The sequence below is a fragment of the Streptomyces sp. NRRL WC-3605 genome (assembly GCF_001509795.1).
Classification (GTDB): domain Bacteria; phylum Actinomycetota; class Actinomycetes; order Streptomycetales; family Streptomycetaceae; genus Streptomyces; species Streptomyces viridochromogenes.
Genome location: NZ_LLZN01000043.1, coordinates 1 through 25,298 on the forward strand (window position 1 = coordinate 1; position 25,298 = coordinate 25,298).

Genomic DNA, 25,298 nt, shown 5'->3' on the forward strand with positions numbered 1-25,298 from the left:
CGGCGTGGACCCGCTGAGCTTGAAGAGCCAGTCGTCGTGGCCGGGTTGCCAGGCGAACTTCACGAATCCGGGCTTGGTCACGGCGCCCGCCCATGCGGCCGGCGTCTGGTGCGAGACCAGGCCGGGTCCGGGGCCGAAGTCGGTGACGCCCGCGGCGTGCTCGAACAGCTCGTCCGTGGAGAGGGGGCGGACGGTGCGGCCCTGCTCGTTCGCCCACAGGTGCAGGAGGTAGCTGATGGCGACCTCGGCGCGGGCCTCCGGCTCGTACTTCGGTTCGCCCGAGAACTTCGCTATCCGGTATTCCGGCGGGTAGCTCTGGTACGCCTCCAGTCGCTCCGCCAAGGCGATCTCCGCCCGGGCGGCGGCCCTGTCCCCCGCCACCTGGGCGAGGAAGGCGAGCGGGATGACGTCTCGGCCGTAGAGATGCTCACGGTCGTTGACCATGGGCATGAGCGGCTCACCGGCGTCGCTCATCACGCCGAGGAGGGTGCTCCACAGCTGGTCGGCGTTCGGCTGGTTGGTGAGCACCTGGGGCAGCGGTCGGCCTGCGGCGATGAAGTGGGCGGCGTTACGGCCCGAAGTGCGCCACAGTTCCTCCTGGTAGTGGGGTCCGAACGAGCCGTGGTTCTCGACGATGAAGGTGTCGTACAGGTTGCGAGCGGTGTTGTCCGAGACGGGAGCCCCGTCCACGCGTGCCGGGTTCGCCAAGTCGGCCTGGGGAAGTCCGGCCTCGTTGCGCGACCACGCGCCGAAGGCCGTGGCCCAGTCGGCGTGCCGTGGGTCGTCCACGGCCCAGGCCAGTCCCGGGGCCAGGGACTGCGCGTAGACACCCATCTCCTCGAGCTTGGTGTCTCCTTCAAAGCCGCCGAGTAGGCCACGAGGGGTCCAACTGCCCGAGGCCGGGTCGTTCCCCGTGCCCAACGCCGTTGTGTAAGCGGCCTGCTCACGGGCGATGGTGTCGACACGGGAGCGGGTGGTCTCGTCGAGGTCGTCCCAGAGCAGCCGCGCGGCGAGTACGAAGTACAGCTGGAACGTGGTGTCGAAGAACAGGGTCCGGCCCCATTGGGTGCCGCCCGTCAGTCTGTTGGACGCGGCGAAGTGCTTGATGGTCGCCAGCGTCCGAGCCTTGAGGACCTGCTTCTCCGTCCCCGCTCGGTCCTCGTCGTAGCTGCCGCGGGTGAGCAGGACCGCATGGCCGAGCACGACGGCGAAGCTGAAATCCTTGTCCGTGTAGTAGCCGCGGGCCGCGTCCCACTGTGTTTCGGTCCAACGGGTGTGGTTGAGCAGGACGCGGTGATAGATGTCCGCCACCGGATCGGACGTTGTGTGGCTCTGCTGTTGTCCCTGGGCCTGAGCCGTGCCTGTGCCGACGGCGAGAGGCAGGGAGGCCAGCGCACCCGTGGCACCGAGGAGTTGGAGGAAGCGGCGGCGGTCCATCGGGGATCTCGGCAGCACGAGCGGCACCTCTCAGTCAGACAACGTTGTCAGGCAATGGCGTGAATTCTTCGGTCCCTTGGTCGAAACGTCAATAGGTCAGGTGCGCGGGAGGGAAGCCAGGTGCGCTGCAGCGAAGCACGACCGAGGTTGCAGGCATGGACGTGCTTTGGACGACGACGGACCCGGAATCGCGACGGTTCTCCGCGATCGAGCGAAGGTCGGACGTCGGCGACTTGGCGGATCACTTCACCGCACTGCACTCGCCTGACTCGGTTCAGCGGCGACTGCGTCCTCGCCGTCGACCGTGCATGGGCCCTCATGCTCGACTTCGTCCAGACGGGAAGGGCCGGCGATATCGGCGAGTGGCGTGAGTTGTAGCCCGCCCCCTCGCGGCTCGTGCCTGCCGCACCCAACCGGTCTGGTGCTCAGGCCCCAGGGTCCGGGGTGACGGCGCGGCGTACGCAGTCGCGGAGCAGGGCGCGTCGCTGGTCGTGCACGCTGGTGGGTTCCAGCGGGGAGGCGGCGTAGACGTTGCTCACCGGGGACCAGGCCATCGACATGGCGATGACCATGGCCATCACGTCGAACGGGTCTCCCTGTCTGATGCGCCCGGCGGCCTGGGCCTCGGCGATCGCGCGGAGTTTGTGGTCGTCGTAGCGGTCGTGGTCCGCCACGAGATGCCCGGTCGGGCGCCGCTCCAAGCGCGCCCAGGTCGCGAGCCGGATCAGGTCGGGACGACTGAGGTACTCGTCGTAGAGGCGTACTGCCCAGTCGGCCAGGTCCGTGGCGTCGATGGGGACGACGTTGGTGATGCGCTCCAGTGAGGCGAAGAAGATCGCGTCGAAGAGCTGTTCCTTGTTGCCGAAGTAGCCATAGAGCTGCGCCTTGTTGGTGCGTGCGGCGGCGACGATCCGTTCGATGCGCGCACCGGCGATGCCGTACTCGGCGAACTCCTGTGTGGCGGCGTCGACGATCCGCTGGTAGGTCGCGGCACCGCGACTGCTCGATGGCTGGTCAGGCATGCCTGGACTTTAACAGACCGAATCGTCTGTTTGCTTTTCGGTCCGCGCCCCTCTACGGTCAAATAGACCGAACAGTCTGTCTTAGGAGTCAGAAATGCGTTCCACGACTGGATGGCTGGCGGACAGCGCGACGCGGACTCTGCGCCGCACCGCACTGAAGCGCCGGGATCTACGCCCGGACGACATCGCGGTACGTGTCGACTACTGCGGTGTCTGCCACACAGACCTTCACGCACTCCGGGCCCATGAGAGCGACGCGACCGGGGTGCTCGTACCCGGGCATGAGTTCACGGGCGTGGTGACCGAGGTCGGCAGCGCGGTCCTCGGCTTCTCCCCGGGCGACCCCGTGGCCGTCGGCAACATCGTCGACTCGTGCGGCAGGTGCCGCATGTGCCAGGCCGGCCAGGAGAACTTCTGCCACGAGTTCCCGACCCTGACCTACGGCGGCACCGACCGTGAGGACGGGTCGACCACCCTGGGCGGGTACTCCCGCGAGTACGTCGTGAGCCATCGATTCGCCTACCAACTGCCTCCGCACCTCGACGCCGCCGCCACAGCCCCCCTGCTCTGCGCCGGCGTCACCGTCTGGGAACCGCTGCAGGCACTGGGAGTGGGCCCGGGCAGCACCGTCGCCGTGGCCGGGCTGGGCGGGCTGGGACACCTCGCGGTCAAGATGGCGGCCGGGCTCGGCGCCACGACCTCCGTCATCAGCCGGACTCCGGACAAGGCTGACGAAGCGCGTGGCCTCGGGGCGCAGGGATTCATCGTGTCGACCGACGCGAAGCAGATGAAGGCGGCCCGCGACCAGTTCGACGTGGTCATCGACACCGTCTCCGCCCCCCACGACGTGGCTCCGTACCTGCGTGTGGTCGCCATGGACGGCACGCTCAGCCATCTCGGCCACCTCGGACCGGTCACTGTGGAAACGATGGACCTGCTCGTCGGCCGCAAGAAGCTCAGCTCCGCCGGCAGCGGCGGCCGCCCGTCCACCGCTGCCATGCTGGACTTCTGCGCTGAGCGCGGTATCACCGCCGACATCGAGTTGCTGCCGTCGTCCCAGGTCAACAACGCTCTCGAACGTCTGGAGCGCAACGACGTCCGCTACCGCTTCGTGCTCGACATGTCCGACCTGGACTGACCAACGGCCTCCCGCATCCGGCACACGCGATCGACGACGAACGCGCCGTCACGGTGATCGACCACCCTCAAAGCCTGTACCCCTCGGTCGCGCACGTCGCCGTGAGGTCGGTAACTGCGTTCTGTGGTGGGGCAGTTGGGGCAGTCGATGTCAGTCGGTCCTGGCATGATCGCGGTCATGACCACTCCGATCGTGGATGAGTTCGTGCTGAGGACGGCCGGGAAGCATGGAGTTCCCAGCCCGGTGGCGCGGGAGTTGCTTGCCGAATCCCGGCCCTGTCTCCACCTGGTCACCTTCCAGGCCCTCACGCCCGCCCAGCAGCAGGAGACCCGCCCCGCCGCGCGCACGGGAGGCCTCCCCTGCCTGCCGGACGGCGTCGACTGGCCCGCTGGGCGCCAACCTCTGATACTGACCGTCGACTGCGCGGCGCTCCCTCGTGACGTCCTGGGCATCGAACTTCCCGCCGATGGAGCCCTGTTGTTCTTCAGCTCCATCGAGTACGAGCCGGAGGCGTCGGTGGTGCTGCACGTTCCCGCCGGCGTACGAACCACGCAACGCTCGGCGACGTACGAGCTCGACGGGGAGCCAGAGCAGGTCAGGGTCTATCAACCGGATGATCTGTATCCGGTACGGGGCCTGACCGTCTCACCCGACTGGCGCGACAGCCCGGCAACCAGCGCGTTCCTGGAGATGGGCGAGGACCGCGACGACACCCTGGACAACTTCGAGGACGCCGTGCGCGAGGCGGCAACTGGCGGCGCGTCACACGGAGTCGCCGTCCAGCTCGGAGGCTACTCGGCCCCCTGGCAGTCACCACCGGACGAAGGCGATCTCGTCCTCCTTGCCCAAGTACACGGACAGGCGATCGACCTCAACGTCTACACGCAGACCCTCGTCGTCGGTACCCGCGAGGACATCGCCGCGCGCCGCTATGGAGCCTTGGCGTTCGAGCAACAGGTCTGAAACGCCGACCAGTTCCACCTCACCCGCGTTGGCCTGTCCGCCTGGACCCGGCAGCGGCCGAGCGGCGAACTCTGCCACATGGCCACCATGGCGCCCTCAGCACCTGAGCTGTGTCGCCCCGGCTGAGCACGAGCCTGCGGCCCTCGTGGTCAGCTAGGCCGGCCGAGTGCCGCCGACGGCCGCAAATTCTCCTCGAGTCCTTCGGACATGGCCGCGCCGGCCAATGCCCGTCCCAGGCGAGGTGCCTGCTTGAACAGGTTGTGCCCGGCTGTGAAGAAGATCTTTTCGGCCTCCCAGACCGCCATGCCGTCTTCACTCCACGGCAGGCGTGTCACCCAGCAGTGCAGGTACTCGACGGGCTCGGGGTCGAGGCCGGGCAGTGCGCGGGAGACGTACGCGCGGGCGCGGTCGTTGAGCGCCACCAGTGCGTCGGGGTCCGCGAAGCTGCCGTCCTCCCGCACTTCGACCGTTTCGCTGAGGCCCACCGCATACCGGCTGTTGCCGGGGTAGGGGGCCGCGTAGACGCCGACCTCTCCGAAGTCGCCGCTGCTGTCCTGCAGGCAGGCGACCCGTTCCGGGGGCGCTCCCCTGACACGGAAGGTGAGGCGGACGTGGGCTGCCGGCCGTACGGGCAGCGAGAGCCCCACGTTGCGTGCCAGCCGCGCGCTGCTCAGGCCCGCGCACACCACAGCCGTCGCGTACTCCTGGCGGCCGGCCGCGCTGAGCACTTCCACCGTGCCGTGGCCCGTCGGATGCAGCGAGATGACCTCGTCGGTGACCACCGCGTCGCCCAGCGCGTCGGTCAGTCTCTCGATCGCGGCACGGGTGCGGATGGCGCCGCCGTTCTCATCGAGCATCGCGGGGCCGCTGTAGTCGGCGAGCAGCGGCATGTGGGTGTGAAGCTCGGCGCTGTCCACGGTGCGGGCCGGTATGCCGCCGGCCTCCCGCAGAATGCGGAGTCTCCCGGGTACGGGATCGCCCAGGGCGACCACTCCGTCCGGGGAGATCAGCTCGGTGCCCAGCCGGTCGGCCCACTCCTCCCAGATCGCGCGGCCCTGCCGGGTGAATTCGACCAGGCGGGCGTCGTCGTGGGCATGGCGGAAGATGCGGGACTGGCCACTGGACTGACCATGGCCGGGAACGCCGCTTTCGTACACCCGCGCCCTCGTTCCACGTTCGGCCAGTGCGTAGGCGGTGCAGAGGCCGACGATGCCGGCTCCGACCACGGCCACCTCGGGAACCCGGCCCATTCGATCGCCTCTTTCGCGTAGACGAGCCGTCCCCCTGCGGCGCAGGGGTCGTATGCATCTTCCGCCGCCGCGACCTGCTCGGTGACTGGACCCGGTGGGCGGCTTTGTCGGCCTCTTCGTGACGCGAGGGCGGTGAAGTGTCTCCCCTCAGCCTCACACCGGTCCGAAATATGTTCAATCGGCCGCCAGGGAGGAGGCTGCCGAGCAGTACATCGGCCGTCCGGCGCTTCCGTGGCTGACCAGGCCGGCAGGCAGCACCGGGGGGCGCTCGGTCGAGGCGCCGACCGGAAGGACGAGGTGACGGCACCCGGAGCGCCGCGGGCAGGCGTGACAGGCCCGGTGAGCGAAGCGCGGTCGACACGTTGTCCATGTCCGCCGAAGACCCGGCCGTCGGGGTGTCACTGCTCCTGGGCGTTCGCTCGGCGTGCTGTGCCGAAGCGTCGCTGGTAGGCGGAGGGGCTGAGGGACAATTTCCTCACGAAGACTCTCCGCATGCTCTCGTAATTCGGGAATCCGGCGAGCGATGCCGTCTGCGTCGCGGTATGCCCTTGGTCGAGCAGAGCTTTGGCCATGTCGAACCGGATCATTTCCACGTACCGGGCCGGTGTGGTGGACAGTTCGTCGTTGAAGAGCCGCGTGAGATGCCGGGGGCTCACATTGAGGTGCTTGGCGAGTTCGCCGAGTGAGTGGTTTCCTCCTGGATTCGCCGTGATCAAGTCGGTGACTCTCCGGAGGGCGGGAGACCGGGGCGGCGGTCCTTGCAGGGGGGCGGAGAACTGCGACTGGCCGCCCGAGCGCTGCAGGTAGACCACCAGAGCGCGGGCGACCTCGCGGGTCAGATCGGGGCCGTGATCCTCCTCGACGAGTGCCAGTGCCAGGTCGATGCCGGCGGTCACGCCTGCCGAGGTGTAGGTGGTGCCGTCACGGACGTAGATCGCGTCGGGTTCGACGCGGCTGGCGCGGCAGCGGGCGGCGAGCTCGTCCGCGACCTTCCAATGTGTGGTCGCGCGCTTGCCGTCCAGGAGGCCGGCGGCACCGAGGATGAAGGCCCCGGTGCAGATGGACGCCACCCGGCCGGCCCGATCGGCCAGGGCTCGCGTCGCCTCGATCAGATCACGGGGCACGGGTGTGCGTGGGAAGAGGTCTGCGCCGGCCACCAGGAACGTGTCGGGGGCGGACTCCGTGGCGGCGGCGTCGACCGCGATCCGGATCCCGATGGACGAGGTGACATCGGCACCGGTCGGCGACACCAGCACGGTCGTGTAGTCGGCACCGAGCCGGTTCGCCTCCCCGAACACCTCCGCCGGGCCGACGACGTCCAGGAGTTTCACCCCGTCGTAGACGAGGATCGCGACCCTATGTGTGACGGAGCCCACGGCCCCACTGCCCGCCTGTCCGGATTCGAGTGACTCATGGCCGGACCGAGGGAGCGCCGGAGCCCGGGTGGTCGGCAGGGTGGAGGACGGACGCACGGTCCATTCGTAACACACCGTTCTCGGAAGGAGCGAAGATCATGAGCGAGATCATCGCGGGGGTGGAGATTCCTGAAACGGCGGCGGTCGCCGAGGCCACCCGTCTCATCCAGAAGATGACCAGCCCTTTCATCTACCACCACTCCCGGCGGGTTTTCGCCTTCGGCGCGATACATGCTCAGAGGCTCGGCCTGGAGCCCGACCCGGAGCTTCTCTACCTGTCCGCCATGTTTCACGACGCGGGTCTCTTGACGCCGTTCTCCGACGTCGAGCAGCGCTTCGAGGTCGACGGCGCCGACCACGCGCGTAAGTTCATGCTCGAAAACGGTTTCCCGGCCTCTTCCGCGGACGTCGTGTGGACGGCGATCGCGCTGCACACGACTCCGGGAATTCCCGGGCGGATGGGCCCGGAGATCGCTGTCACGAATCTGGGGGTTCTGACCGATGTGATCGGCCTGGGCGTGGACGATCTGGATCGCAGCCAGGTGGACGAGATCCACGCCGTCCATCCGCGAGGTGACTTCAAGAACGATTTCTTGCAGGCTTGCTACGAAGGACTCAAGCACCGCCCGGACACCACGAACGGAACCGTGAATTCGGATCTGCTGGAGCATTTCATTCCCGGCTTCCAGCGGACGACCACGGTGGAACGCATCCTGGGCGCTCCGTGGCCGAGCTGATCAATGCACTGTAGAACGCGACGAGACACGTACTCGTCGCCCCGCTGGACTCCATGCTCACGCCTGGCCCGGGCAGGCGATAGACGCGGAACTCACGACTCCTGAACCGCAGCGATCACACGGTCCACCACCTCGGTCAAGGGCTTGGAGGCGTCAATGATCGTAGCGCCGTGTCGCTCGTAGATCGTTCGCGTAAGAGGATTCCACTTCAGGGCCGCCGCGAGCTCTTCGGGATGGCGGCCGAACGAGTTCGTCGTGCGGGTCGCCAACCGGTGGCGGAGGGTCTCGTCGTCGATCACCAGGCACACGACGGCGTCGAAAAGATCGAGGACGTCCGCCTCGTTCTCCGCCGAGCCGCACAGGAACGCGACGCGGGACCGGGATTCCTCGGCGAGGGATTCCACCCGCTCGCGGACGATCTCCCACCCGTATCGATCGAGCCAGCCTTCGGGAACCGGGTACGGCGGGCCTGCCACGGCCTCGCCGTCACTCCGGTCGAACCAGCGACAGAAGCCGTCCTCATCGGCGTCGAGCGCGACGTGGCCACGCTGTCGCAGCACTCCGCAGACCGTGGACTTGCCCGCCCCTGAATTGCCCGTCACCCACACCAACGTCACTCCGTCAGCGTAGACATGAGCGGACGCGACCGTGGGCTCATCGGGCGTGCGCCACGCACCGGCCGACACGTGGCGCCACGCATGGGCCGGAGACGGTGCCACGGCTTCCGCCAGGAATGACGTGGCAGAAGCCAGGTCATCAAGTCTGGACCTCGCACACGCCGCCAAGCGACATGTCCTGTTTGCGTACGTGCGAAATCGGGCAAAAGTTGCGCCGGTGGCGGCTTCCCGTGCGTAGGCGACTGGTACAGGCCGGACCCCACTCCCCCTGACCGCACATCACCAGAACCAGAGGCATGCGCGTTGAGTGACCAGGACCAGCCCGGGCAGACGGGGCAGCCGAGGGTGCCCGACCTGCGGCTGCGGCTGGATTCGGAGCTGGACGAGATCGGTGCGCAGGTGCGCGCTCTGGCCGACGCCAAGGACCGGCTGCAGGGTCTGCTGGGCGCGGTACTGGCCATCAGTGGGGAACTGGATCTCTCTGCGGTGCTGCAGCGCATCGTCACCACCGCGATGGACCTGGTCGGCGCCCGCTATGGCGCCCTGGGAGTGCTTCACGAGTCCGGCGAGTACCTCAAGGCGTTCATCACCGCGGGGCTGAGTGAGACCGAACGCGCCGCTCTGGGTGGGGTGGCGTTCCCCCGCGGTCGCGGCGTGCTCGGACACCTGATCCACAATCCCGAGCCGCTTCGTGTCGACGACATCCCCTCCCACCCCGCCTCCGCCGGCTTCCCGCCCGGTCATCCGCCCATGCGCACCTTGCTGGGTGTGGCGATCAGTGTCCGCGGCGAGATCTACGGCGACCTCTATCTGTCCGAACGGATCGACGGTCGCCCCTTCGGCCCCGATGACGAGGACGTGGTGGTCGCTCTCGCCGGCGCCGCCGGGATCGCGATCGAGAACGCCCGTCTGTTCGGGCAGGTCCGTGACAGTGCGGAGACCTTCCAGCGTCTGTTGCTGCCGACGCTGCCCGATCTCAGCCCTTTCACCTCCGCCACCGTCTACCGGCCGGCCGCCGAGCCCAACCGGCTCGGCGGGGACTGGTACGACGCCATCGTGCTGCCCGACGAAGCGGTCGGCATCATGATCGGTGACGTCGGCGGCCACGACCTGTACGCGGCGGCCGCCATGGCCCAGACCCACAGCATGCTCCGGGCGCTGCTGTACGACCGCCGCACCCCGCCCAGCGAGATCCTCACCCAACTCGACCGCACCCTGAACGCCACCGCGGACGTCCCGGTCACCACGGCCTGCCTGGCCCGCATCGAACCCGACCCGGACGGGTGGGTACTGCGCTGGAGCACCGCCGGGCATTTCCCACCCTTGCTGATCACACCTGACCTGCACACGGAGTACCTGCACGCCGAGCCCGGCCTGCCCCTCGGGGTGAGCACCGGCGAACACCGCCCCGACCACACGCGGTCCCTGCCCGCGGGATCGATCCTCCTCTTCTTCACCGACGGGCTCGTCGAACATCCCGCCCACTCCATCGACGTGGGCCTGACCGCGCTCGCCGACCTGGCCGCCACCCACGCCTCCCGGCCGCTCGACGAGTTCGTGCAGGTCCTGGCCGATCATCACCCGAGCGACGGCCAGGACGACCTCGCGATCCTCGCCCTGCGCATTCCGGCCAGCACCCAGTCCCCACAGCTCCCGGCATGAGCCCGCAACCGTACGAGGCCGGGCCACCCGCCTGACGGCACGTCATCTCGCGTCTGTACGGCCAGACCCCTTCGCCCTTTTGACGATGCCACGGGGAACCGTAGGATCACCTGGTCATCGCCGCGACGGGAGACAGGAAGCCGGTGCGAATCCGGCACGGTCCCGCCACTGTGACCGGGGAGCGCCCCTCCGACACGCCACTGCGCACCGCGCGGGAAGGCGGAGGAAGCGTCGATCCGGGAGTCAGGACACTGGTCCGTCGCGGGCCCGATCCGAGGAGCGCGGACTCCAGGAGGCTTCACGTGTCCCAGTTGTTCACCCCTGCCCGCACGCGCGGGTTCCTTCGTGCCACGGCCGCTGCCGTGGCGCTGTCGTCAGTGCTGCTGACCACGAGCTGCGGTGCGGCCGACGAGAGCGGCGGGGACGCCAAGGCCACCGCGGCCGTGCCCGCGGGTTTCCCGGTCACCGTCGACAACTGCGGCGTGCGGACGACGTACGAAAGGCCGCCGTCGCGAGCGGTCACCATCCACCAGCACCCGGCGGAACTCATGCTCGCCCTCGGCCTCAAGGATCGCATGGTCGGCACGGCCTTCCCCGACTCCGCGGTGCTGCCCGGACTGAAGGCGGACTACGAGGCCGTTCCTGAATTGGCCCGGAGGGAACCGTCGTTCGAGAAGATCCTGGATGCCGAACCCGACTTCGTCTACGGCGGCTACGGCAGCGCCTTCGCCGAGAAGGAGGGCCGCGCCCGCACGGCGTTCGCCGACGCCGGCATCGACACCTACCTCAACCGTGAGTACTGCGGCAAGAAGAAGGTGACGATGGAGGACACCTACGACGAGGTCCGCACCATCGGCAAGATCTTCGGTGTCCCGGACCGGGCGGACGAGCTGGTCACCGACCTCAAAAGCCGCGTCGGCGAGGCCGCGGGCAAGGTCGAGGGCCGGCCCGAGGTGCCCGTCTTCGTCTACGACAGCGGCGACAAGGCCGCCTTCACGGCGGGCGGCAAGAGCCTCGGCACCGAGCTGATCCGACTGGCCGGCGGGACGAACGTCTTCGCCGACCTCGACGACGTCTTCGGCGACGTCTCCTGGGAGCAGGTCATCGAGCGCAGACCGGAGGTCATCGCCGTCTACGACTACGCGGGTGCCGGAAGCGTCGAGCAGAAGAAGCGGTTCCTGCTGTCCCAGCCCGCGCTCGCCGACGTACCCGCTGTGAGGAACAAGCGGTTCGTCGTCCTGCCGCTGACCGCCACGTTGGTGGGAATCCGCTCGGCCTACGCGGTCGGCGATCTGGCCCGCGGACTGCACCCCGAGAGCTTCCGGTGACCCGGACGGCCACCGCCACGTCCGCCGAGGGGAGCCACCGACGAAGGACGGCCTCCGCGCCGGGAGAGAGCCGCACACGCCTGACCGTCACACTGTTCGTGCTCACCGCCCTGCTCGGCGTCTCCGCCATCGCGGGACTCGCGATCGGTTCCGTCCAGGTGCCACCCGGCCAGGTGTGGGGCATCGTGACGCACGCACTGGGTGCCGACAGGCAACCTCCGGACTGGTCGCGGGCCCGGGAGACCATCGTCCTGGACGTGCGGGCGCCGCGGGTGCTGCTCGGTGCGGTCACCGGGGCCGGCCTCGCGGTGGTCGGCACCGCCCTTCAGGCCCTGGTGCGCAACCCGCTCGCAGAGCCGTACCTGCTCGGTGTCTCCTCGGGCGCGTCCCTCGGCGCGGTCTCCGTCATCGTGTTCGGAGTCACCCTGTTCGGCCCTGTGTCCCTGTCGGTGGCGGCCTTCGTGGGAGCGCTGGGGGCACTCCTGCTCGTGTACGCCACCGCCCGCACCGGGGGACGCATCACCTCGTCGCGTCTCGTGCTGTCCGGCGTGGCGATCGCCGCGATGCTCACCGCGGTCCTCGATCTGATGCTGCTCACCACCGACCGGGGCAACGAGACCCGCGCGGTCCTGGCCTGGACCCTCGGCGGGGTCGACTGGGGGACGCTGTGGCTGCCGAGCACGGCGTTGATGCTCGGTGTCGGCGTCCTGTTGACGCAGGCCCGCAACCTGAACCTGCTGCTGACCGGTGAGGAGGCGGCCACGACCATGGGGCTGGACGTGGCCCGCTTCCGTGCCCGGTTGTTCGTCCTGCTCTCCCTCGTCACGGGCGTGCTGGTCGCGGCGGCCGGACCGATCGGCTTCGTCGGCCTGATGACGCCCCACATCGTGCGCCTGTTCGTCGGCGGCGACCACCGCCGGGTCCTGCCGACGGCGGCGCTCGGCGGAGCGGTCTTCCTCGTCTGGGCCGACATCGCCGCGCGGACGGTCGCCGCGCCGATGGAGATACCCGTCGGTGTCCTCACGGCCCTGTGCGGCGGGCCGTTCTTCCTGTGGCTCATGCGCCGGGACGCCCGGCGCGGCACCGACCGAGGAGTGGCATGACCGCGACCGAACTGAGCGTCGACGGCGTCACGCTCACCGCCGGTGCCCGTCACCTGGTGCGCGACGTGTCCCTGACCGCCCGCCCGGGCGAGACCATCGGGATCGTGGGCCCCAACGGCAGCGGCAAGTCCAGCCTCCTGCGGGCCGTCTACCGTGTGCTGCGCCCCGAGAGGGGTGAGGTCCGGGTCGACGGCGCCGACGCCTGGTCGCTGCCGGTGCGCCAACTGGCCCGCACCGTGGCGGCGGTGGTCCAGGAGTCGGCGGCCGATTTCGACCTCGCCGTGCGCGAGGTCGTCGCCATGGGCCGCACCCCGCACAAGCGGCTCCTCGCGGGCGACACCCCCGAGGACGCCGAACTCATCGACGCGGCCCTCCTGGCGGTCGACGCCGTCCACCTGGCCGACCGCGGCTTCGACCGGCTCTCCGGCGGCGAACGCCAGCGCGTCCTCATCGCGCGGGCCCTCGCCCAGCAGCCCACCCTCCTCGTCCTGGACGAACCCACCAACCACCTCGACATCCGGCATCAACTGTCCGTGCTCGGCGCCCTGCGGCGCCTGCCCGCCACCGTGCTGCTCGCCCTGCACGACCTCAACCTGGCCGCCTGCTACTGCGACCGCCTCTACGTCCTGTACGAGGGCGAAGTCACCGCCTCCGGACCTCCCGCCGAGATACTCACCCCCGGGCTCCTGGCCGAGGTCTACGGGGTGGCGACGGAAGTGGCCGTCCATCCGCGCACGGGCGCCCCTCAGGTGACATTCCTCCCCCAGGAGCCACGCGCCTGAAGGGCTCACCCGGCACCGCCCCGGTGAGGAGATGGCCGCACCCCGTGCTGCCGCACACCCCCTGCTGCCGCGCACCCCTTGTTGCAAGTAATATGCAACAGCTTATGATCATCATTAAGGGTGTGAGGTCCATGACGGTCCGTCGGATACGGACAACCGCCGCCACGGCGGCCCTACTCACCGGCGTCGCCGCCTGCTCGGCCCCCGGTGACAACGAAGCCGGCGGCGGAGCCGACTCCGTCGTGATCGGGGTGGCCTCCGAGCCGGACACACTCAGTCCGCTGCTCGGCTACGGCAAGGACGGCAATTCGAAGGTGTTCGACGGCCTGCTCGCCCGGGGCGCCGACTTGAGGCTGAGGCCGGCCCTCGCCAAGGCCCTGCCCGAGGTCACCGACAACGGCCTCACCTACACCTACACCCTGCGCGACGGCGTGACCTTCAGCGACGGCGAGCCGTTGACCTCGGCCGACGTGGTGTTCACCTACGAGACGATCCTCGACGCGAAGACCAACAACACCAGCCGCAGCGAGCTGGACGCCATCGAGCAGGTCCGCGCGGACGGCGACGACAAGGTGGTCTTCACCCTCAAGTACCCCTACGCCCCCTTCGCCGGGCGCACGGTGCTGCCCGTCGTCCCCGAGCACGTGGCCAAGGGGCAGGACCCCAACACCGGCTCCCTCAACACCAGGCCCGTCGGCACCGGCCCGTACGTGCTCACTGCCTGGAGCAAGGGGGAGAAGCTCACCTTCAAGGCCAACCCGGACTACTGGGGCGGCGCGCCGAAGGTGAAGAAGGTGACCATGGCGATCATCAAGGACGACGACGTGCGCGCCACCCGCCTGCGGTCCGGAGACCTCGACGGCGCGGTCCTGCCGCCCAATCTCGCCGCCACCTTCAAGAACGACTCCGCACGCAAGACGTACGAGGCGCGAACGTACGACTTCCGCGCGGTCACCCTTCCGCAGGGGAACAAGGTCACCGCCGACCGTGCCGTCCGGCGGGCACTGGACGCCGCGGTGGACCGGCAGGGCATGGTCGACACGATCCTCGACGGCGCGGGACGCCCCGCGTACGGGCCCTTGCCCGTTGACACCCCCTGGTTCGCCAAGGGCATCGAGCGCAAGCAGGACCTCGGCGAGGCCCGGCGGATTCTGGACCACGCCGGCTGGAAGACCGACGACGACGGCATCCGCGTCAGGAACGGCCTGCGGGCCTCCTTCACCCTGCTCTACCCTTCCGGCGACAAGGTCCGCCAGGACCACGCCCTCGCCTACGCCTCCGACGCCAAGAAGGCCGGAATCGAGGTGAAGGTGGAGAGCGCCACCTGGGAGGTCATCGAGCCGCGCATGAAGGACCACGCGGTCCTGGCCGGCTTCGGCAGCACCGGAGACCCCGACTACGGTCTCTACACGCTCCTGCACTCCTCCCTCGCCGGCGACGGCTTCAACAACATGGCCCGCTACCGGGCCCCGGTCGTCGACAAGGCCCTCGACACCGGCCGCCGCACCTCGGACACGGCGACCCGCAAGGCCGCGTACGACGAACTCCAGCGTGAACTGCTGAAGAACCCCGGTTACACGTTCCTCACCCACATCGACCACCTCTACGTCCTCGCCGACCGCTGGGACGGGCTGACCACACAGGTCGAGCCCCATGAGCACGGTTTCGCCTCCGGACCGTGGTGGAACCTCGAATCCTGGCAGCCCGAGAAGTGACGCCGGCCCACGGAAGGCCCCTGCCCTGGAACGCCATGGCACGACTGGCGGGGCGGCGGCTGCTGTTCGCCGCGCCGATCCTGATCGTCGTCACCTTCGGCGTCTTCGCGATCGCGGCCGCCTCCCCTTTCGACCCGGTCAAGGCGTACGCCGGGACGGCCGCCCTCGGCGCGGACGCGGAGACACTGGCACGGCTGCGGGAGAACCTGGGCGTGGACAAGCCGTTCGTCGCGCGCTGGTGGGACTGGCTGACCGCAGCGCTCGGAGGCGATCTCGGGCAGTCGAGCGTGATGCGGCAGCCGGTCACGCAGGTCATCGGTGAGCGGCTCGTGTGGTCCGCGCTGCTGTGTGCGGTGGCGTTCGTGGTGGCCGTACTGGCGGGCACGGTGCTGGGTGTGCTCGCGGCCCGGCGGCCGGGCTCGGTCCTCGACCGGGTCGTGACATCGCTCGCCTACGTGCTCGAGGCGGCTCCCGTCTTCTGGCTCTCCCTGCTGGCGATCTGGCTGACGGCTCTCCAGTGGGGCCTGCTCCCCGCGGGCGGCCTGACGGACACCGCCAGCGAGCAGGTCACGTTCGGGCAGGTCACCCGCCACATCGTGCTGCCGGCCGGAATCCTCGCCGTCTCCCAACTGCCCTGGTTCACCCTGTACGTACGTCAGGGCGTCGCCGACGCCCTCGCCGAGGACCCCGTTCGCGGCGCCCGCGCCCGGGGGGTGAGCGAACGCACCGTCCTGCTCGGCCACGCACTGCGCTCCGGCCTGCTCCCGGTCCTCACCCTGGTCGGCTCCCGCGTACCCGAACTCATCACCGGGGCCCTCCTGGTGGAGAGCGTCTTCAGCTGGCCCGGCATCGCCGCGGCCACCGTCGAGGCGGCCACCGCCGTCGACTTCCCCCTCCTCGCCGCCCTCACGACCCTGGCCACCGCCGCCGTGCTCCTCGGCAACCTCCTCGCCGACCTGCTCTACGGCCTCTTCGACCCGAGGGTGAAGTTCCATGACATGTGAAGCACCTCAAGGCACCGTCTGGCGGTCGTACGGCACCGATCGCCGCTCCACCCGGACCGTGCGCGTGCGCGTCTCGGCGGCCCTGGTCGCCGTCACCGTGCTCGCCGTGCTCCTCGTCCCGCCCCTGGTACAGCTCGACCAGCAGGCCGTGGATCTGCAGGCGAAGCTGCTGCCCCCGAGCTGGGCGCATCCCTTCGGCACCGACGACCTGGGCCGGGACCTGCTCCTGCGGTGCGTCTACGGCCTCCGGGTCTCCCTGTTGGTCGGGGTCGCCGCCGCGCTCGCGGCGACCCTCATCGGTACGGCCGTGGGGGCGGCCGCCGGAGCGCTCGGCGGTTGGGCCGAGCGCGGTCTGATGCGGCTCGTCGACACGCTCTCGTCCGTGCCGCATCTGCTGCTGGGCATCTTCATCGTCGCCATGTTCCGGCCCGGTGTGTGGCCGGTGGTGGTGTCGGTCGCGCTCACCCATTGGCTGTCCACCGCGCGGATCGTGCGCGCGGAGGTGCTGTCGCTGCGTGCGCGCCCCTTCATCGACGCGGCCGTCTCCGGGGGAGCGTCCCGGTGGCGGGTGGCGATACGGCATCTGCTGCCCGGCGTGCTGCCGCAGGCCGCGCTGGCCGCCGTCCTCATGGTGCCGCACGCCATGTGGCACGAATCCGCGCTGTCCTTCCTCGGGTTGGGTCTGCCCACCCACCTGGCCAGCCTCGGCAACCTCATCCAGGGCGCGCGGGGCTCGCTGCTCGCCGGGCAGTGGTGGCCGACGCTCTTCCCGGGCCTTCTCATCATCGTGCCCACGCTCGCCATCGCCGGGCTCGCCGGGGCCTGGCGTGAACGGATCAATCCCCGCCGTCGATCGGAGCTGATGCTGTGACCGGCCGAACCCCGATCCTCACCGTACGAGGGCTGTCCGTGCGCTTCCTCATGCCAGGTGGGCGGCGGATCGCCGCCGTCACCGACGCACACTTCGACGCGGCCGCCGGCGAGTGTCTCGCCCTGATCGGCGAGAGCGGCTGCGGAAAGTCGGTCCTCGCCTCCGCCCTGCTGGGTCTGCTGCCCGCCAACGCCCAAGCGGCGGGAGAGGCCCATATCGGAGACCTGGACCTGCTCGCCGCCGACGAACGCACGCTGGCGCGGGCAGTACGGGGCCGTCTGATCGGCCTCATCCCGCAGAGCCCGGCCGCACACCTCACACCGGTGCGCACGGTCCGCTCGCACCTGGAGGAAACCGTCACCGCGTTGACGGGAGCGCGAGGACGGGCGGCCGTACGATCCGCGGCCGAGGCAGCCGCCGAACGGGCCGCCTTCCCCTCCGGTCACCTCGATCGCTTCCCGCACGAACTCTCCGGCGGCATGGCCCAGCGCGCCGCCACCGCCCTCGCCCTCGTCGGTGACGCCCCCCTGCTCCTGGCCGACGAGCCCACCACCGGTCTCGACCGCGACCTCGTCGAACACACCGTCGACGAACTGCGCCGCCACGTCGACACCGGTCGCCGGGCTCTCCTGATGATCACCCACGACCTGGCCGCGGCCGAGCGCATCGCCGACCGGGTGGCCGTGATGTACGCGGGCCGCGTCGTCGAAGTCACCGACGCGGAGAGCTTCTTCGGCGCCTCCGGTCCCCGCCACCCCTACAGCCGCGGTCTCCTCCAGGCCCTCCCCGACCGCGCCTTCAGCCCGATACCCGGCACACCGCCCGAACTCGGCGACCTCCCCGCGGGGTGCGCCTTCGCCCCACGCTGTGAGCGGGCCACCGACGCCTGCACCGTGCTCCCCCCGCCCACCGACGGCATCGCCTGCCACCACCCGCACGTACCGGAGGACCTCCGTGCTTGAACTGCACGACATCACCGCCGGATACGACGGAGGAACCCCCGTCGTCCGCAACGCCACCCTGACCCTCGCCGCCGGTGAGAGCCTCGGGCTTCTGGGGCCCAGCGGCTGCGGCAAGTCCACCCTCGCCCGGGTCGCGGCCCTGCTGCACCGTCCCGACACCGGCACCGTGACCCTCGACGGGGAGCCCGTACGGGGCTGGCGCTACCGCGCCCCACGCGTCCAGCGCACCGCGTTGGGGATCGTCTTCCAACAGCCCCGCCTGTCCGCCGACCCACGTCTGCGCCTCACCGACCTCATCGCCGAGCCCCTGCGGGCCACCGGCCGGCGCGACGAGATACGGCAGCGCCTGTCCGGCCTGGCCCCGGCCGTCGGTCTCACCCCCGATCTTTTGGACCGCCGGCCCCACGAGGTCAGCGACGGCCAGCTCCAGCGCGCCTGCCTCGCCCGCGCTCTCGTCCTGCGTCCGCGCTGGCTGATCTGCGACGAGATGACCGCGATGCTGGACGCCTCCACCGCCGCTGCCCTGGTCGGAGCCGTCGAGGAGTACCGGGCCGCCACGGGCGCCGGACTGCTCGCCGTCGGCCATGACCACAGGCTCCTGGACCGCTGGTGCGACCGCACCGTCCACTGGAACGACATCACCACCGCAGAGGTCCGGGCTTGACGCCCCCGCGCCCGGCTGCCGGAGCCCCCGCAACGGTGTGACTCCCGTGACGGCGCGCTGCCCGGGCCACGCTCCGGTGGCACGTCGGGGTCAATTGCGGCGGGCGGCCCAGACGGTGCGCTCGGTGCGTACCGTCAGGTCGTCGCGGCGCAGGATGCTGTGCGGGCCGTCGGGGTCGAGGAGCCGGTCCAGCGCGGTGACGTCGTCGGCGGAGAGTGTGTCCGCGATGGCGCCGCGGATGCGCAGCAGGACGCTGGTGGCGTAGCGGCCGATCGTTTCGCTGCGGGTGCCGTCGAGGTTCACGGCGATGGTGCGTTCGCCCTCGACGGTGAATCCGGCGGCGGTCAGCATGGGGCCCCAGTCGGCGCCGCGGTGGGGCATGTGTTCGGCCTGGCGGCGGTCGGCTGCGGCGTGGAGGCGCTCTTCGAGGCCGGGGCGTTCGGCGGGTGCGTCCGCGGGCAGGAAGCGGGGGTGGCCGGCCAGTTCGACGACGGCGAACAGGCTGCCCGGCGCGAGCGCGTCGTGGACGGTGCGCAGTGCGTGGTCGGGGCGGGCCATGTGGTGCATCGAGGCCGACGCCCATACGAGATCCGGTGAGCCGAGGTCGGGCCAGGCGGCCTGGTCGAGGTCGGCCTGCACGGTGCGGACGCGTTCCTCGACGCCGAGGGCGCACGCCTTCGTGCGCAGGCGCTGAAGGTGTTCGGCGGAGGCGTCGACGGCGGTGACGTGCGCGTCGGGGAAGCGGTCGAGAAGGGCGAAGGTGCCCGCGCCCGTACCGCAGCCCAGGTCCACGATGTGGTGGGGGCTGGTCTGCAGGGGCAGCCATGCGGTGATGGACGCGGTGTGCTCGGCGAGTACCTCGGCGTCCAGGTCGAGGATCTCCGCTTGGCCGTCGGCGCCGTGCCCGTGGTGGTGACCGTGGGAAGCGCCGTGGTGGGGGGCGTGCGTGTGTGCGTGGGTCATGCTCATCACGCTAGGGCCCGTATGCGTCTGCGGCACGATGCATCCCGGTTTACGCAACGCGATGGCCGCGGGTGCTGCCTCACGCGCAAGAGACCACCCGCGCGGAACCGTCGGGCGACCCCGCCGTCATTCGTCGCTGTCTTGCGCGTCGTCGCCGCTGTCGCCCTGGTGGCCCCGGCGGGCGTCGCGGTCGAAGATGCCCAGGATCTCGCAGGGCCCGCCCTCGGCGCCGATCGCGTGCGGCATCATCGTGGGGAATTCGGCGGCCTGGTTGGGTTCGAGGCGGAAGCGGCGGTGACCGAGCATGAGGATCGCCGTGCCGGACAGGACGACGAGCCATTCGTGCCCCGGGTGGGCACGCATGCGTGCCGGGTTCTCGGGGGGCGGTTGGGTCATGCGCTGACGCACCACGCTCATCCCCGGGTCGGCCTTGACGGTCCAGCGCATCCGGCCGTGGGCGCTGTCGATCGTCGGGCTGATGACGACGTCGTCGGTGGCGGTCTCCACGAGCTGATCCAGTGTGGTGTCCAGGGCGCGGGCGAGCGTGACCAGCTGATCGAGTGCCAGGCGGCGCCGGCCGTTCTCGATGCGGCTCAGTGAGGACTGACTGAGGTGGGCGCGGGAGGCCAGTTCCTCCAGTGACCAGCCCTGGGCCACGCGCAAGGCGCGGATGCGTTTGCGTACGAGGCTGTCCAGGTCTTCATCTTCTTGCGTCATAGGCAACAGTGTATGCCTTGCCGGCAAGGCGGGATTAGCGTCGTGGCGGATGGTCCCCACCGTCAGGGACCAGTCCATGAGGCATCAGGAAGCCATCGCAGTGACGACCGGGCACCGGCCCACCGCCCGACCGCGCGCGGCGACGCGCGGGACGGACCAGGCCCCGCCCACCCTTCTCGACCCCGCGACCGGCCCTGTCCCGGCGCCTACTCGGCATGCCCATCGTGAGAGGAATCCATGAGTACGAACCAGCCCGCACCAGCCACGCGGTCCAGTGGGGGACCACCCCGACGCACGTCAGCTGCGCACCATCCTGATCACCGTCTCCCTCGCCCTGATGGCGGTCATCGCCTCGGTGACCGGGCTGAACGTCGCGCAGACCCACATGGCCGTGGAATTCAGTGCCTCGCAGAGCGCGGTCCTGTGGATCATCAACATCTACACCCTCGCCCTGGCCGCACTGCTGCTGCCACTCGGCGCTCTCGGTGACCGGCTGGGCCGCAAGCCCATGCTCGTCGCCGGGCTGGGAATCTTCGGCATCGCCACCGTGGCCGCCGCCCTGGCCCCGACGGCTTCAGTGATGCTCGCCGCGCGTACGGTGAGCGGCATCGGCGCGGCGATGATCATGCCGGTCACGCTGGCCGTCATCACCTCCACCTTTCCCCAGGAGCAGCGAGGCAAGGCGATCGGCGTGTGGACCGGCGTCGCCGGGGGCGGCGGCATCCTGGGCATGTTCCTCGCCGCACTCCTCGTCGACGTCGCCGACTGGCGCTGGCTGTTCGCGCTCCCGGTCGTCCTGATCCTCGTGGCCCTGGTCATGACACTGAAGTCGGTTCCCGACTCCCGTGAGACCTCGGCTCACCGATTCGACACCGTCGGCGCCCTAATTTCCGTGATCGCCGTGACCGGCCTCATCTTCGTCCTGCAGGAAGGTCCCGAACGCGGCTGGACCGCCCCCGTAACGCTGGCCAGTTCGGCCGTCGGTCTCGGCGCCGCCATCGGCTTCGTGGCCTGGGAGTCGCGTCGCCATGACGCCGGCCTGCTGGACGTGCGGCTGTTCCGGGAACGCGGGCTGTCGGCCGGATCGGTCACACTGCTGGTGGTCTTCGGTGTCCAGGCGGGCATCGGCGTGCTCCTCTTCCCGTTCTTCCAGGCCGTGCTCGGCTGGTCGGGTCTGCTGTCCACGGTCGCGATGATGCCCATGGCCCTCGCGATGATGACGGCTTCCGGCCTGGCCCCCAAGCTGGCCGCGGGGATCGGCGCGCGCTCGACCATGGTGGTGGGCATCGCCCTGGCCGGCGTCGGGATGGCGTTCATGGCCCTGTTCGTCTCGGTCAGCGGCGGCTACCTCTCCGTCCTGCCCGGCCTGCTCGCCATGGGCGTCGGCATGGGTCTGTCGATGACCCCATCCACGGAGGCCATCACCGCATCCCTGCCGCGTGAGAAGCAGGGGGTCGCCTCTGCTCTCAACGACGTCACCCGCGAGTTCGGCACCGCGCTCGGCGTCGCTCTGCTCGGCGCGCTCGTGTCCACCGGCTACCGCAGCGCCATCGACGGCAGACTGCACGGCATCCCCGACGAAGCCGCGGACACCGCCCGCGAAGGCGTGGCCAACGCCGTCGAGGCGGCGGGCAGCACCGGCCCGCATGAACAGGACCTGCTCCATGCGGCCCACCAGTCCTTCGTCGACGGCTGGCAGCAGGCCATGTGGTCAGGGGCCGCCATCATGGGCGCCCTGCTCATCCTCATCGCCCTTCGGGGACCTGCGAACGCTCCCTCCGCGGCCGCGGACGCCTCAGACCCCGCGGAGGCGGTCTCCGCCGGCTGACCCCGACGGGTGGCGGCCGGAAACCAGGCAAAGAGACGCACGATGACGGCGGTGTCCGCCGCCGCAGCGGCGTCTGGCACGCTGATGCCGGGGAGGGGGAGTCCCCCACCCCGGCACCGGCGCCGCTCACTCCTCGTCGCGCATCCGGTCCGCCAGCTCTGTCAGGGACTCGGCCGCCTCGGTGTGGCCGAGGGACTTCAACCGGGCCGCCGCCGCCTCGACCCGGGCGAGGGCAGGGGCGGTGCGTTCCAGGTAGACGCCCTCCACGAGGCCGGACAGGCGGACGCACTCCGCCCACTCCCCCGCCACGTCGGGGTCCTCGCCCGGCTCCCCGAGCAGGCCGAGGGCCTTCTCCAGTGCGGCCAGCGCCTCGTCGTAGGCCCCGGCGTATGCGTTGACCCGGCCGTGCTCGTAGGCCAGGGCCGTGTCCAGGGAGCGGCCGTGCGTCTCGAAGCCGGCGGCGCGCGCGGCGTCGGCGATGCGGCCGGCGTCGTCGAGGAGGGCGCGGGCGCCGGTCAGGCCCTCGGGGCCCTGCTGCTGGGCCTGAAGCCGGGCCAGCTCTCGCAGAGCGTTGCTGACCTGCTCGTAGCGGGGGTCGAGGGCGTGGGCGGTGAGCGCCTGGTCCATGGCCTCCCGGGCCTTGGCGAATTCACCGGCCTCCCCGAGCAGGATGGCCGTCTCCGCCGCGATCATGGTGTGGCTGCCCGGGTCGTCGTCCCAGCCGGCCGACTCGGCCGCGAGGGAGACCAGTTCCGCGGTGGCGGCCTTGAGGTCGTCACCGGCGCGCAGTGCGCGGGCACGTGTCAGGCGCAGCTGGGCGACGAGGCGGTCGTCCAGTTCGCCGTCGACGACGTCCGGCTCCACGAGCAGGGAGTCGAGCAGCGCGATGCAGTCCTCGATCCGGCCCATGTCGAGACTGAGCTGGGCGGCGTTGCTGTAGGTGCAGAACGCGTCGAAACGGGTGCCCGCCCGCAGTTCCAGCTCCGCCGACCGCGTCAGATGACGAAGCGCCTCGTCGTGGCGGCCCAGGCTCATGCAGACCTGCGCCAGTTCGCCGTGCAGGGTCGGGGCGTCGACCGCTTCGGCGGGCCACTGGGCGGCCAGCCGTACCGCCTCGGTGAGGCTCGCGTGGGCGGCCTCCGGGTCGCCGAGGCCGAGCTGGATCTTGCCGCGCAGGGACAGGGCGCGGGGCAGGTGCCAGGCGGGGCCGTCCGTGCGGAGCAGGTCGACCAGTCCGTCTGCTTCGGCGCGCGCGGTCGGCAGGTCGCCGGCCATGGCGTGTGTGGTGGCGCGCAGCAGTCGGGCGGCGGCGATCTGCCCGGTGAGGTCGTGCCGGGTGGCGAAGTCGTGCAGGAGTTCCACCTCGGCGAGGATCGGGGGTACGTGCTCGTCGTTCCCGGAGGCCTGGAGCAGCAGGCCGCGTGCGCTCACCCGCAGGCGCAGCAACCGCGCCTCCAGGTACGGGGCGCTCCCGGACGCCTGCTCGTGCAGGCGTGTGAGTTCCGCGTGTGCCTCGGTGAGGGCCGCGACCCGGGCGGCGGTGGCCCGCGTCTCCGGATCCGCGCCCTCAGGTTCGGCGCCCTCGGAAGCAGCACCCTCCGCGCCCTCGCCTTCCGGCCTCGGCGGAACCACCTGTGTCACCGCCAGCACCGCCCTCGCGCGGGCGACCACCGCGTGGCCCGCGAGCCCCGCGTCCTCGTACAGGCCCGCGGCCTCCTCGTACAGCGCCGCGGCGTCGGCGTGCGCGTCCTTGCGCTCCGCCAGCGTCGCCTCCTCCTCCAGCAGGTCAGCCCGCAAGCGCACCAGCGATCCGACCTCCGGGTCGTCCGGGTGGACGTACTCCGGGTCCGTGGTGAGGGTGCGCAGACGGGCCCAGCAGGCATGCGCGTCCGGGTGGCCCTGCTCGTCCAGCTCCCGCGCCCGCTTCATCAGTTCGGCCGGGGTCTCAGGGAGGGCCTCGGCCGGTGTCGACGCGGCCGGGGCGGTCGCCGGGACCACGTCCTCCAGGGTGCGCGGTCGCAGGGTCAGCTCCAGCGACTCCAGCAGCGGGGCCCGGTCGAGACGGGCCGCGCGGCGGTCGGTGTGGGCCGTCGTGCCGTTGCGCTTGTCGAAGCGGGCGGCCAGGTCGTCGGCGCGCCGCCGGACCTCGGCGCGCAGCGACGCCACCGTCCAGCTCCGGCCGGGGAACCCGGCGGCGGGCAGCTCCCCGTGGCCGAGCGCCTCCACCCGGGCGAGGAGCACCTCGACGCCGGTGAGCAGGTCGAGCTGGGCCAGCGGCGAGTCCACCTCGCCGAACAGGGTGCGGTTCTCCGCCAGCAGTTCCAGACCGCGCGCCTCGTTGCCGGTCAGCGCGCAGAACTCGAGGTGCCGGCCGATCTCCCCGGCCATCGAGGGGTTGCGGCGACAGCCCCGGTACCCGGCGAGGTGCAGCCGGCGCGCCTCGTCGGTGCGACCGGAGCGCAGCAGCGGCAGCAGCGCGTACGACACGGAGCGGGCCGGCTCCTCCTGGCAGGACTCCTTGCCGGCCAGCACCGGCTCCCAGGCGCGCAGCGCCCGCTCGTCGTCGCCCGCCGCCAGGTGGTAGAGGGCGCGCTCGCAGGTCTCGCACGCCTCGCAGTCGCTGAGCCTGCTGCGGGTGCGGGCCGCCCACAGCTCGTAGGCGAGGGCGGTGTCCTCGCCCACGTGGGCGGCGAGCTGGTAGGCCTGTCCGTAGTACGGCTGGAGGTCGAGCCCTGCCTTCTCGTAGCGGTCGCGCATCTCCGTCTGCCACTGGCGCAGGCTGGCCAGCGGTATCTCGGGCAGGCTGCGCAGGGCGTTGGCGACCCACTTGAACCGCCAGAACAGCTGGTGGCGCAGCCGGTCGTCGAACACGTCGGGCTGCTCGTCGAAGAGGTTCAGCAGCCGGGCGAAGGCGACCGGCGACTTGCGCGGCTCGGAGCCGTACGTGTACGCCTCCTGGAGCTCCAGCAGGGCGTGGATCAGCGGCACCGGCTCGTCGAACAGCTCAGCCGTCTCGGCGAGTTCCTCGGCGGTGACGGTACGGGTGCGGCCGTAGGGGCGGCGGTCGTTCTCCCGGAGCGCCTCGTACAGCTCGTCGGTGGTCTGGGGTGCGGTCTGCAT

Annotated in this window: 19 protein-coding genes, 2 pseudogenes and 1 riboswitch; of the genes and pseudogenes, 13 read left to right on the plus strand and 8 right to left on the minus strand. The window is 70.6% G+C overall.

Going from position 1 to position 25,298, the window contains the following annotated elements; genetic code table 11:
• Window positions 1-1,437, minus strand: a pseudogene (locus tag ADL34_RS09795) (hypothetical protein); the annotation flags it as partial.
• 425 nt (window positions 1,438-1,862) lie between these two features.
• Complete coding sequence (locus tag ADL34_RS09800) at window positions 1,863-2,459, minus strand: TetR/AcrR family transcriptional regulator (RefSeq protein ID WP_062672831.1); 597 nt, start codon at window positions 2,457-2,459, stop codon at window positions 1,863-1,865.
• 94 nt (window positions 2,460-2,553) lie between these two features.
• Between ADL34_RS09800 and ADL34_RS09805 the strand changes: the two genes are divergently transcribed.
• Together ADL34_RS09805 and ADL34_RS09810 are read left to right on the plus strand one after the other, a co-directional pair.
• Window positions 2,554-3,597, plus strand: a complete 1,044-nt coding sequence (locus tag ADL34_RS09805) for an NAD(P)-dependent alcohol dehydrogenase (protein ID WP_062672829.1) — start codon at window positions 2,554-2,556, stop codon at window positions 3,595-3,597.
• A gap of 177 nt (window positions 3,598-3,774) precedes the next feature.
• Window positions 3,775-4,560, plus strand: coding sequence for a DUF1963 domain-containing protein (locus ADL34_RS09810; RefSeq protein WP_079034405.1), 786 nt, complete (start codon window positions 3,775-3,777; stop codon window positions 4,558-4,560).
• 149 nt (window positions 4,561-4,709) lie between these two features.
• Here the strand turns inward: ADL34_RS09810 and ADL34_RS09815 are convergent, their stop codons facing one another.
• Both ADL34_RS09815 and ADL34_RS09820 read right to left on the minus strand, forming a co-directional pair.
• Complete coding sequence (locus ADL34_RS09815; RefSeq protein WP_062672828.1) at window positions 4,710-5,810, minus strand: NAD(P)/FAD-dependent oxidoreductase; 1,101 nt, start codon at window positions 5,808-5,810, stop codon at window positions 4,710-4,712.
• A gap of 398 nt (window positions 5,811-6,208) precedes the next feature.
• Window positions 6,209-7,186, minus strand: a complete 978-nt coding sequence (locus ADL34_RS09820; protein WP_062672825.1) for a GlxA family transcriptional regulator — start codon at window positions 7,184-7,186, stop codon at window positions 6,209-6,211.
• Between the two features lie 137 nt (window positions 7,187-7,323).
• Here ADL34_RS09820 and ADL34_RS09825 point away from each other — a divergent pair, with 137 nt between their 5' ends.
• Window positions 7,324-7,962 (plus strand): HD domain-containing protein, encoded by a 639-nt coding sequence (locus ADL34_RS09825; RefSeq protein ID WP_062672823.1) that lies wholly within the window; start codon window positions 7,324-7,326, stop codon window positions 7,960-7,962.
• A gap of 92 nt (window positions 7,963-8,054) precedes the next feature.
• Here ADL34_RS09825 and ADL34_RS36050 read toward each other — a convergent pair whose 3' ends face one another.
• Entirely contained in the window at window positions 8,055-8,579 is a 525-nt protein-coding gene (locus tag ADL34_RS36050) for an AAA family ATPase (RefSeq protein ID WP_159038906.1), read from the minus strand.
• Between the two features lie 303 nt (window positions 8,580-8,882).
• Between ADL34_RS36050 and ADL34_RS09835 the strand changes: the two genes are divergently transcribed.
• The 9 genes from ADL34_RS09835 (at window position 8,883) to ADL34_RS09875 (ending at window position 18,670) form a co-directional block, all read left to right on the plus strand.
• On the plus strand, window positions 8,883-10,241 hold the full coding sequence (locus ADL34_RS09835) for a PP2C family protein-serine/threonine phosphatase (RefSeq protein WP_079034400.1): 1,359 nt from the start codon (window positions 8,883-8,885) through the stop codon (window positions 10,239-10,241).
• Between the two features lie 132 nt (window positions 10,242-10,373).
• Window positions 10,374-10,495: riboswitch (cobalamin riboswitch) on the plus strand.
• Window positions 10,496-10,543: 48 nt separating this feature from the next.
• Entirely contained in the window at window positions 10,544-11,569 is a 1,026-nt protein-coding gene (locus ADL34_RS09840; RefSeq protein ID WP_062672819.1) for an ABC transporter substrate-binding protein, read from the plus strand.
• Window positions 11,566-12,672 carry a FecCD family ABC transporter permease gene (locus ADL34_RS09845; RefSeq protein WP_062672817.1) on the plus strand — a complete coding sequence of 369 codons (1,107 nt, stop codon included), beginning with the start codon at window positions 11,566-11,568 and terminating at the stop codon, window positions 12,670-12,672. The genes ADL34_RS09840 and ADL34_RS09845 overlap by 4 nt, the downstream gene beginning before the upstream one ends.
• The gene (locus ADL34_RS09850; RefSeq protein ID WP_062672815.1) at window positions 12,669-13,454 is read left to right on the plus strand and encodes an ABC transporter ATP-binding protein; all 786 of its coding nucleotides are present in this window, start codon (window positions 12,669-12,671) and stop codon (window positions 13,452-13,454) included. The genes ADL34_RS09845 and ADL34_RS09850 overlap by 4 nt, the downstream gene beginning before the upstream one ends.
• A 131-nt stretch (window positions 13,455-13,585) precedes the next feature.
• Window positions 13,586-15,169 (plus strand): ABC transporter substrate-binding protein, encoded by a 1,584-nt coding sequence (locus ADL34_RS09855; RefSeq protein ID WP_062672813.1) that lies wholly within the window; start codon window positions 13,586-13,588, stop codon window positions 15,167-15,169.
• Window positions 15,170-15,204: 35 nt separating this feature from the next.
• Window positions 15,205-16,173, plus strand: coding sequence for an ABC transporter permease (locus ADL34_RS09860; protein ID WP_062672811.1), 969 nt, complete (start codon window positions 15,205-15,207; stop codon window positions 16,171-16,173).
• Entirely contained in the window at window positions 16,163-17,044 is an 882-nt protein-coding gene (locus ADL34_RS09865; protein ID WP_062672809.1) for an ABC transporter permease, read from the plus strand. Before ADL34_RS09860 ends, ADL34_RS09865 begins: the two co-directional genes overlap by 11 nt.
• On the plus strand, window positions 17,041-18,006 hold the full coding sequence (locus ADL34_RS09870; RefSeq protein WP_062672807.1) for an ABC transporter ATP-binding protein: 966 nt from the start codon (window positions 17,041-17,043) through the stop codon (window positions 18,004-18,006). The genes ADL34_RS09865 and ADL34_RS09870 overlap by 4 nt, the downstream gene beginning before the upstream one ends.
• On the plus strand, window positions 17,999-18,670 hold the full coding sequence (locus tag ADL34_RS09875) for an ABC transporter ATP-binding protein (RefSeq protein WP_062672805.1): 672 nt from the start codon (window positions 17,999-18,001) through the stop codon (window positions 18,668-18,670). The genes ADL34_RS09870 and ADL34_RS09875 overlap by 8 nt, the downstream gene beginning before the upstream one ends.
• Window positions 18,671-18,760: 90 nt before the next feature.
• Here the strand turns inward: ADL34_RS09875 and ADL34_RS09880 are convergent, their stop codons facing one another.
• Both ADL34_RS09880 and ADL34_RS09885 read right to left on the minus strand, forming a co-directional pair.
• Window positions 18,761-19,633 (minus strand): class I SAM-dependent methyltransferase, encoded by an 873-nt coding sequence (locus ADL34_RS09880; protein WP_062672802.1) that lies wholly within the window; start codon window positions 19,631-19,633, stop codon window positions 18,761-18,763.
• Window positions 19,634-19,759: 126 nt separating this feature from the next.
• Complete coding sequence (locus ADL34_RS09885; protein ID WP_199835549.1) at window positions 19,760-20,350, minus strand: helix-turn-helix domain-containing protein; 591 nt, start codon at window positions 20,348-20,350, stop codon at window positions 19,760-19,762.
• A 237-nt stretch (window positions 20,351-20,587) separates the two neighbouring features.
• Between ADL34_RS09885 and ADL34_RS09890 the strand changes: the two are divergent.
• Window positions 20,588-22,178: pseudogene (locus tag ADL34_RS09890) on the plus strand (MFS transporter).
• A 126-nt stretch (window positions 22,179-22,304) separates the two neighbouring features.
• Here the strand turns inward: ADL34_RS09890 and ADL34_RS09895 are convergent.
• A complete protein-coding gene (locus tag ADL34_RS09895; RefSeq protein WP_062672799.1) occupies window positions 22,305-25,298 on the minus strand; it encodes a hypothetical protein in 2,994 nt (997 codons plus the stop codon).

Bases quoted from the DNA above. Each gene is read 5' to 3' on its own strand.
- ADL34_RS09800 (WP_062672831.1), bottom strand. From the start codon at position 2,459: ATGCCTGACCAGCCATCGAGCAGTCGCGGTGCCGCGACCTACCAGCGG.
- ADL34_RS09805 (WP_062672829.1), top strand. From the start codon at position 2,554: ATGCGTTCCACGACTGGATGGCTGGCGGACAGCGCGACGCGGACTCTG.
- ADL34_RS09810 (WP_079034405.1), top strand. From the start codon at position 3,775: ATGACCACTCCGATCGTGGATGAGTTCGTGCTGAGGACGGCCGGGAAG.
- ADL34_RS09815 (WP_062672828.1), bottom strand. From the start codon at position 5,810: ATGGGCCGGGTTCCCGAGGTGGCCGTGGTCGGAGCCGGCATCGTCGGC.
- ADL34_RS09825 (WP_062672823.1), top strand. From the start codon at position 7,324: ATGAGCGAGATCATCGCGGGGGTGGAGATTCCTGAAACGGCGGCGGTC.
- ADL34_RS09850 (WP_062672815.1), top strand. From the start codon at position 12,669: ATGACCGCGACCGAACTGAGCGTCGACGGCGTCACGCTCACCGCCGGT.
- ADL34_RS09855 (WP_062672813.1), top strand. From the start codon at position 13,586: ATGACGGTCCGTCGGATACGGACAACCGCCGCCACGGCGGCCCTACTC.
- ADL34_RS09860 (WP_062672811.1), top strand. From the start codon at position 15,205: ATGGCACGACTGGCGGGGCGGCGGCTGCTGTTCGCCGCGCCGATCCTG.
- ADL34_RS09865 (WP_062672809.1), top strand. From the start codon at position 16,163: ATGACATGTGAAGCACCTCAAGGCACCGTCTGGCGGTCGTACGGCACC.
- ADL34_RS09880 (WP_062672802.1), bottom strand. From the start codon at position 19,633: ATGACCCACGCACACACGCACGCCCCCCACCACGGCGCTTCCCACGGT.
- ADL34_RS09885 (WP_199835549.1), bottom strand. From the start codon at position 20,350: ATGACGCAAGAAGATGAAGACCTGGACAGCCTCGTACGCAAACGCATC.
- ADL34_RS09895 (WP_062672799.1), bottom strand. From the start codon at position 25,298: ATGCAGACCGCACCCCAGACCACCGACGAGCTGTACGAGGCGCTCCGG.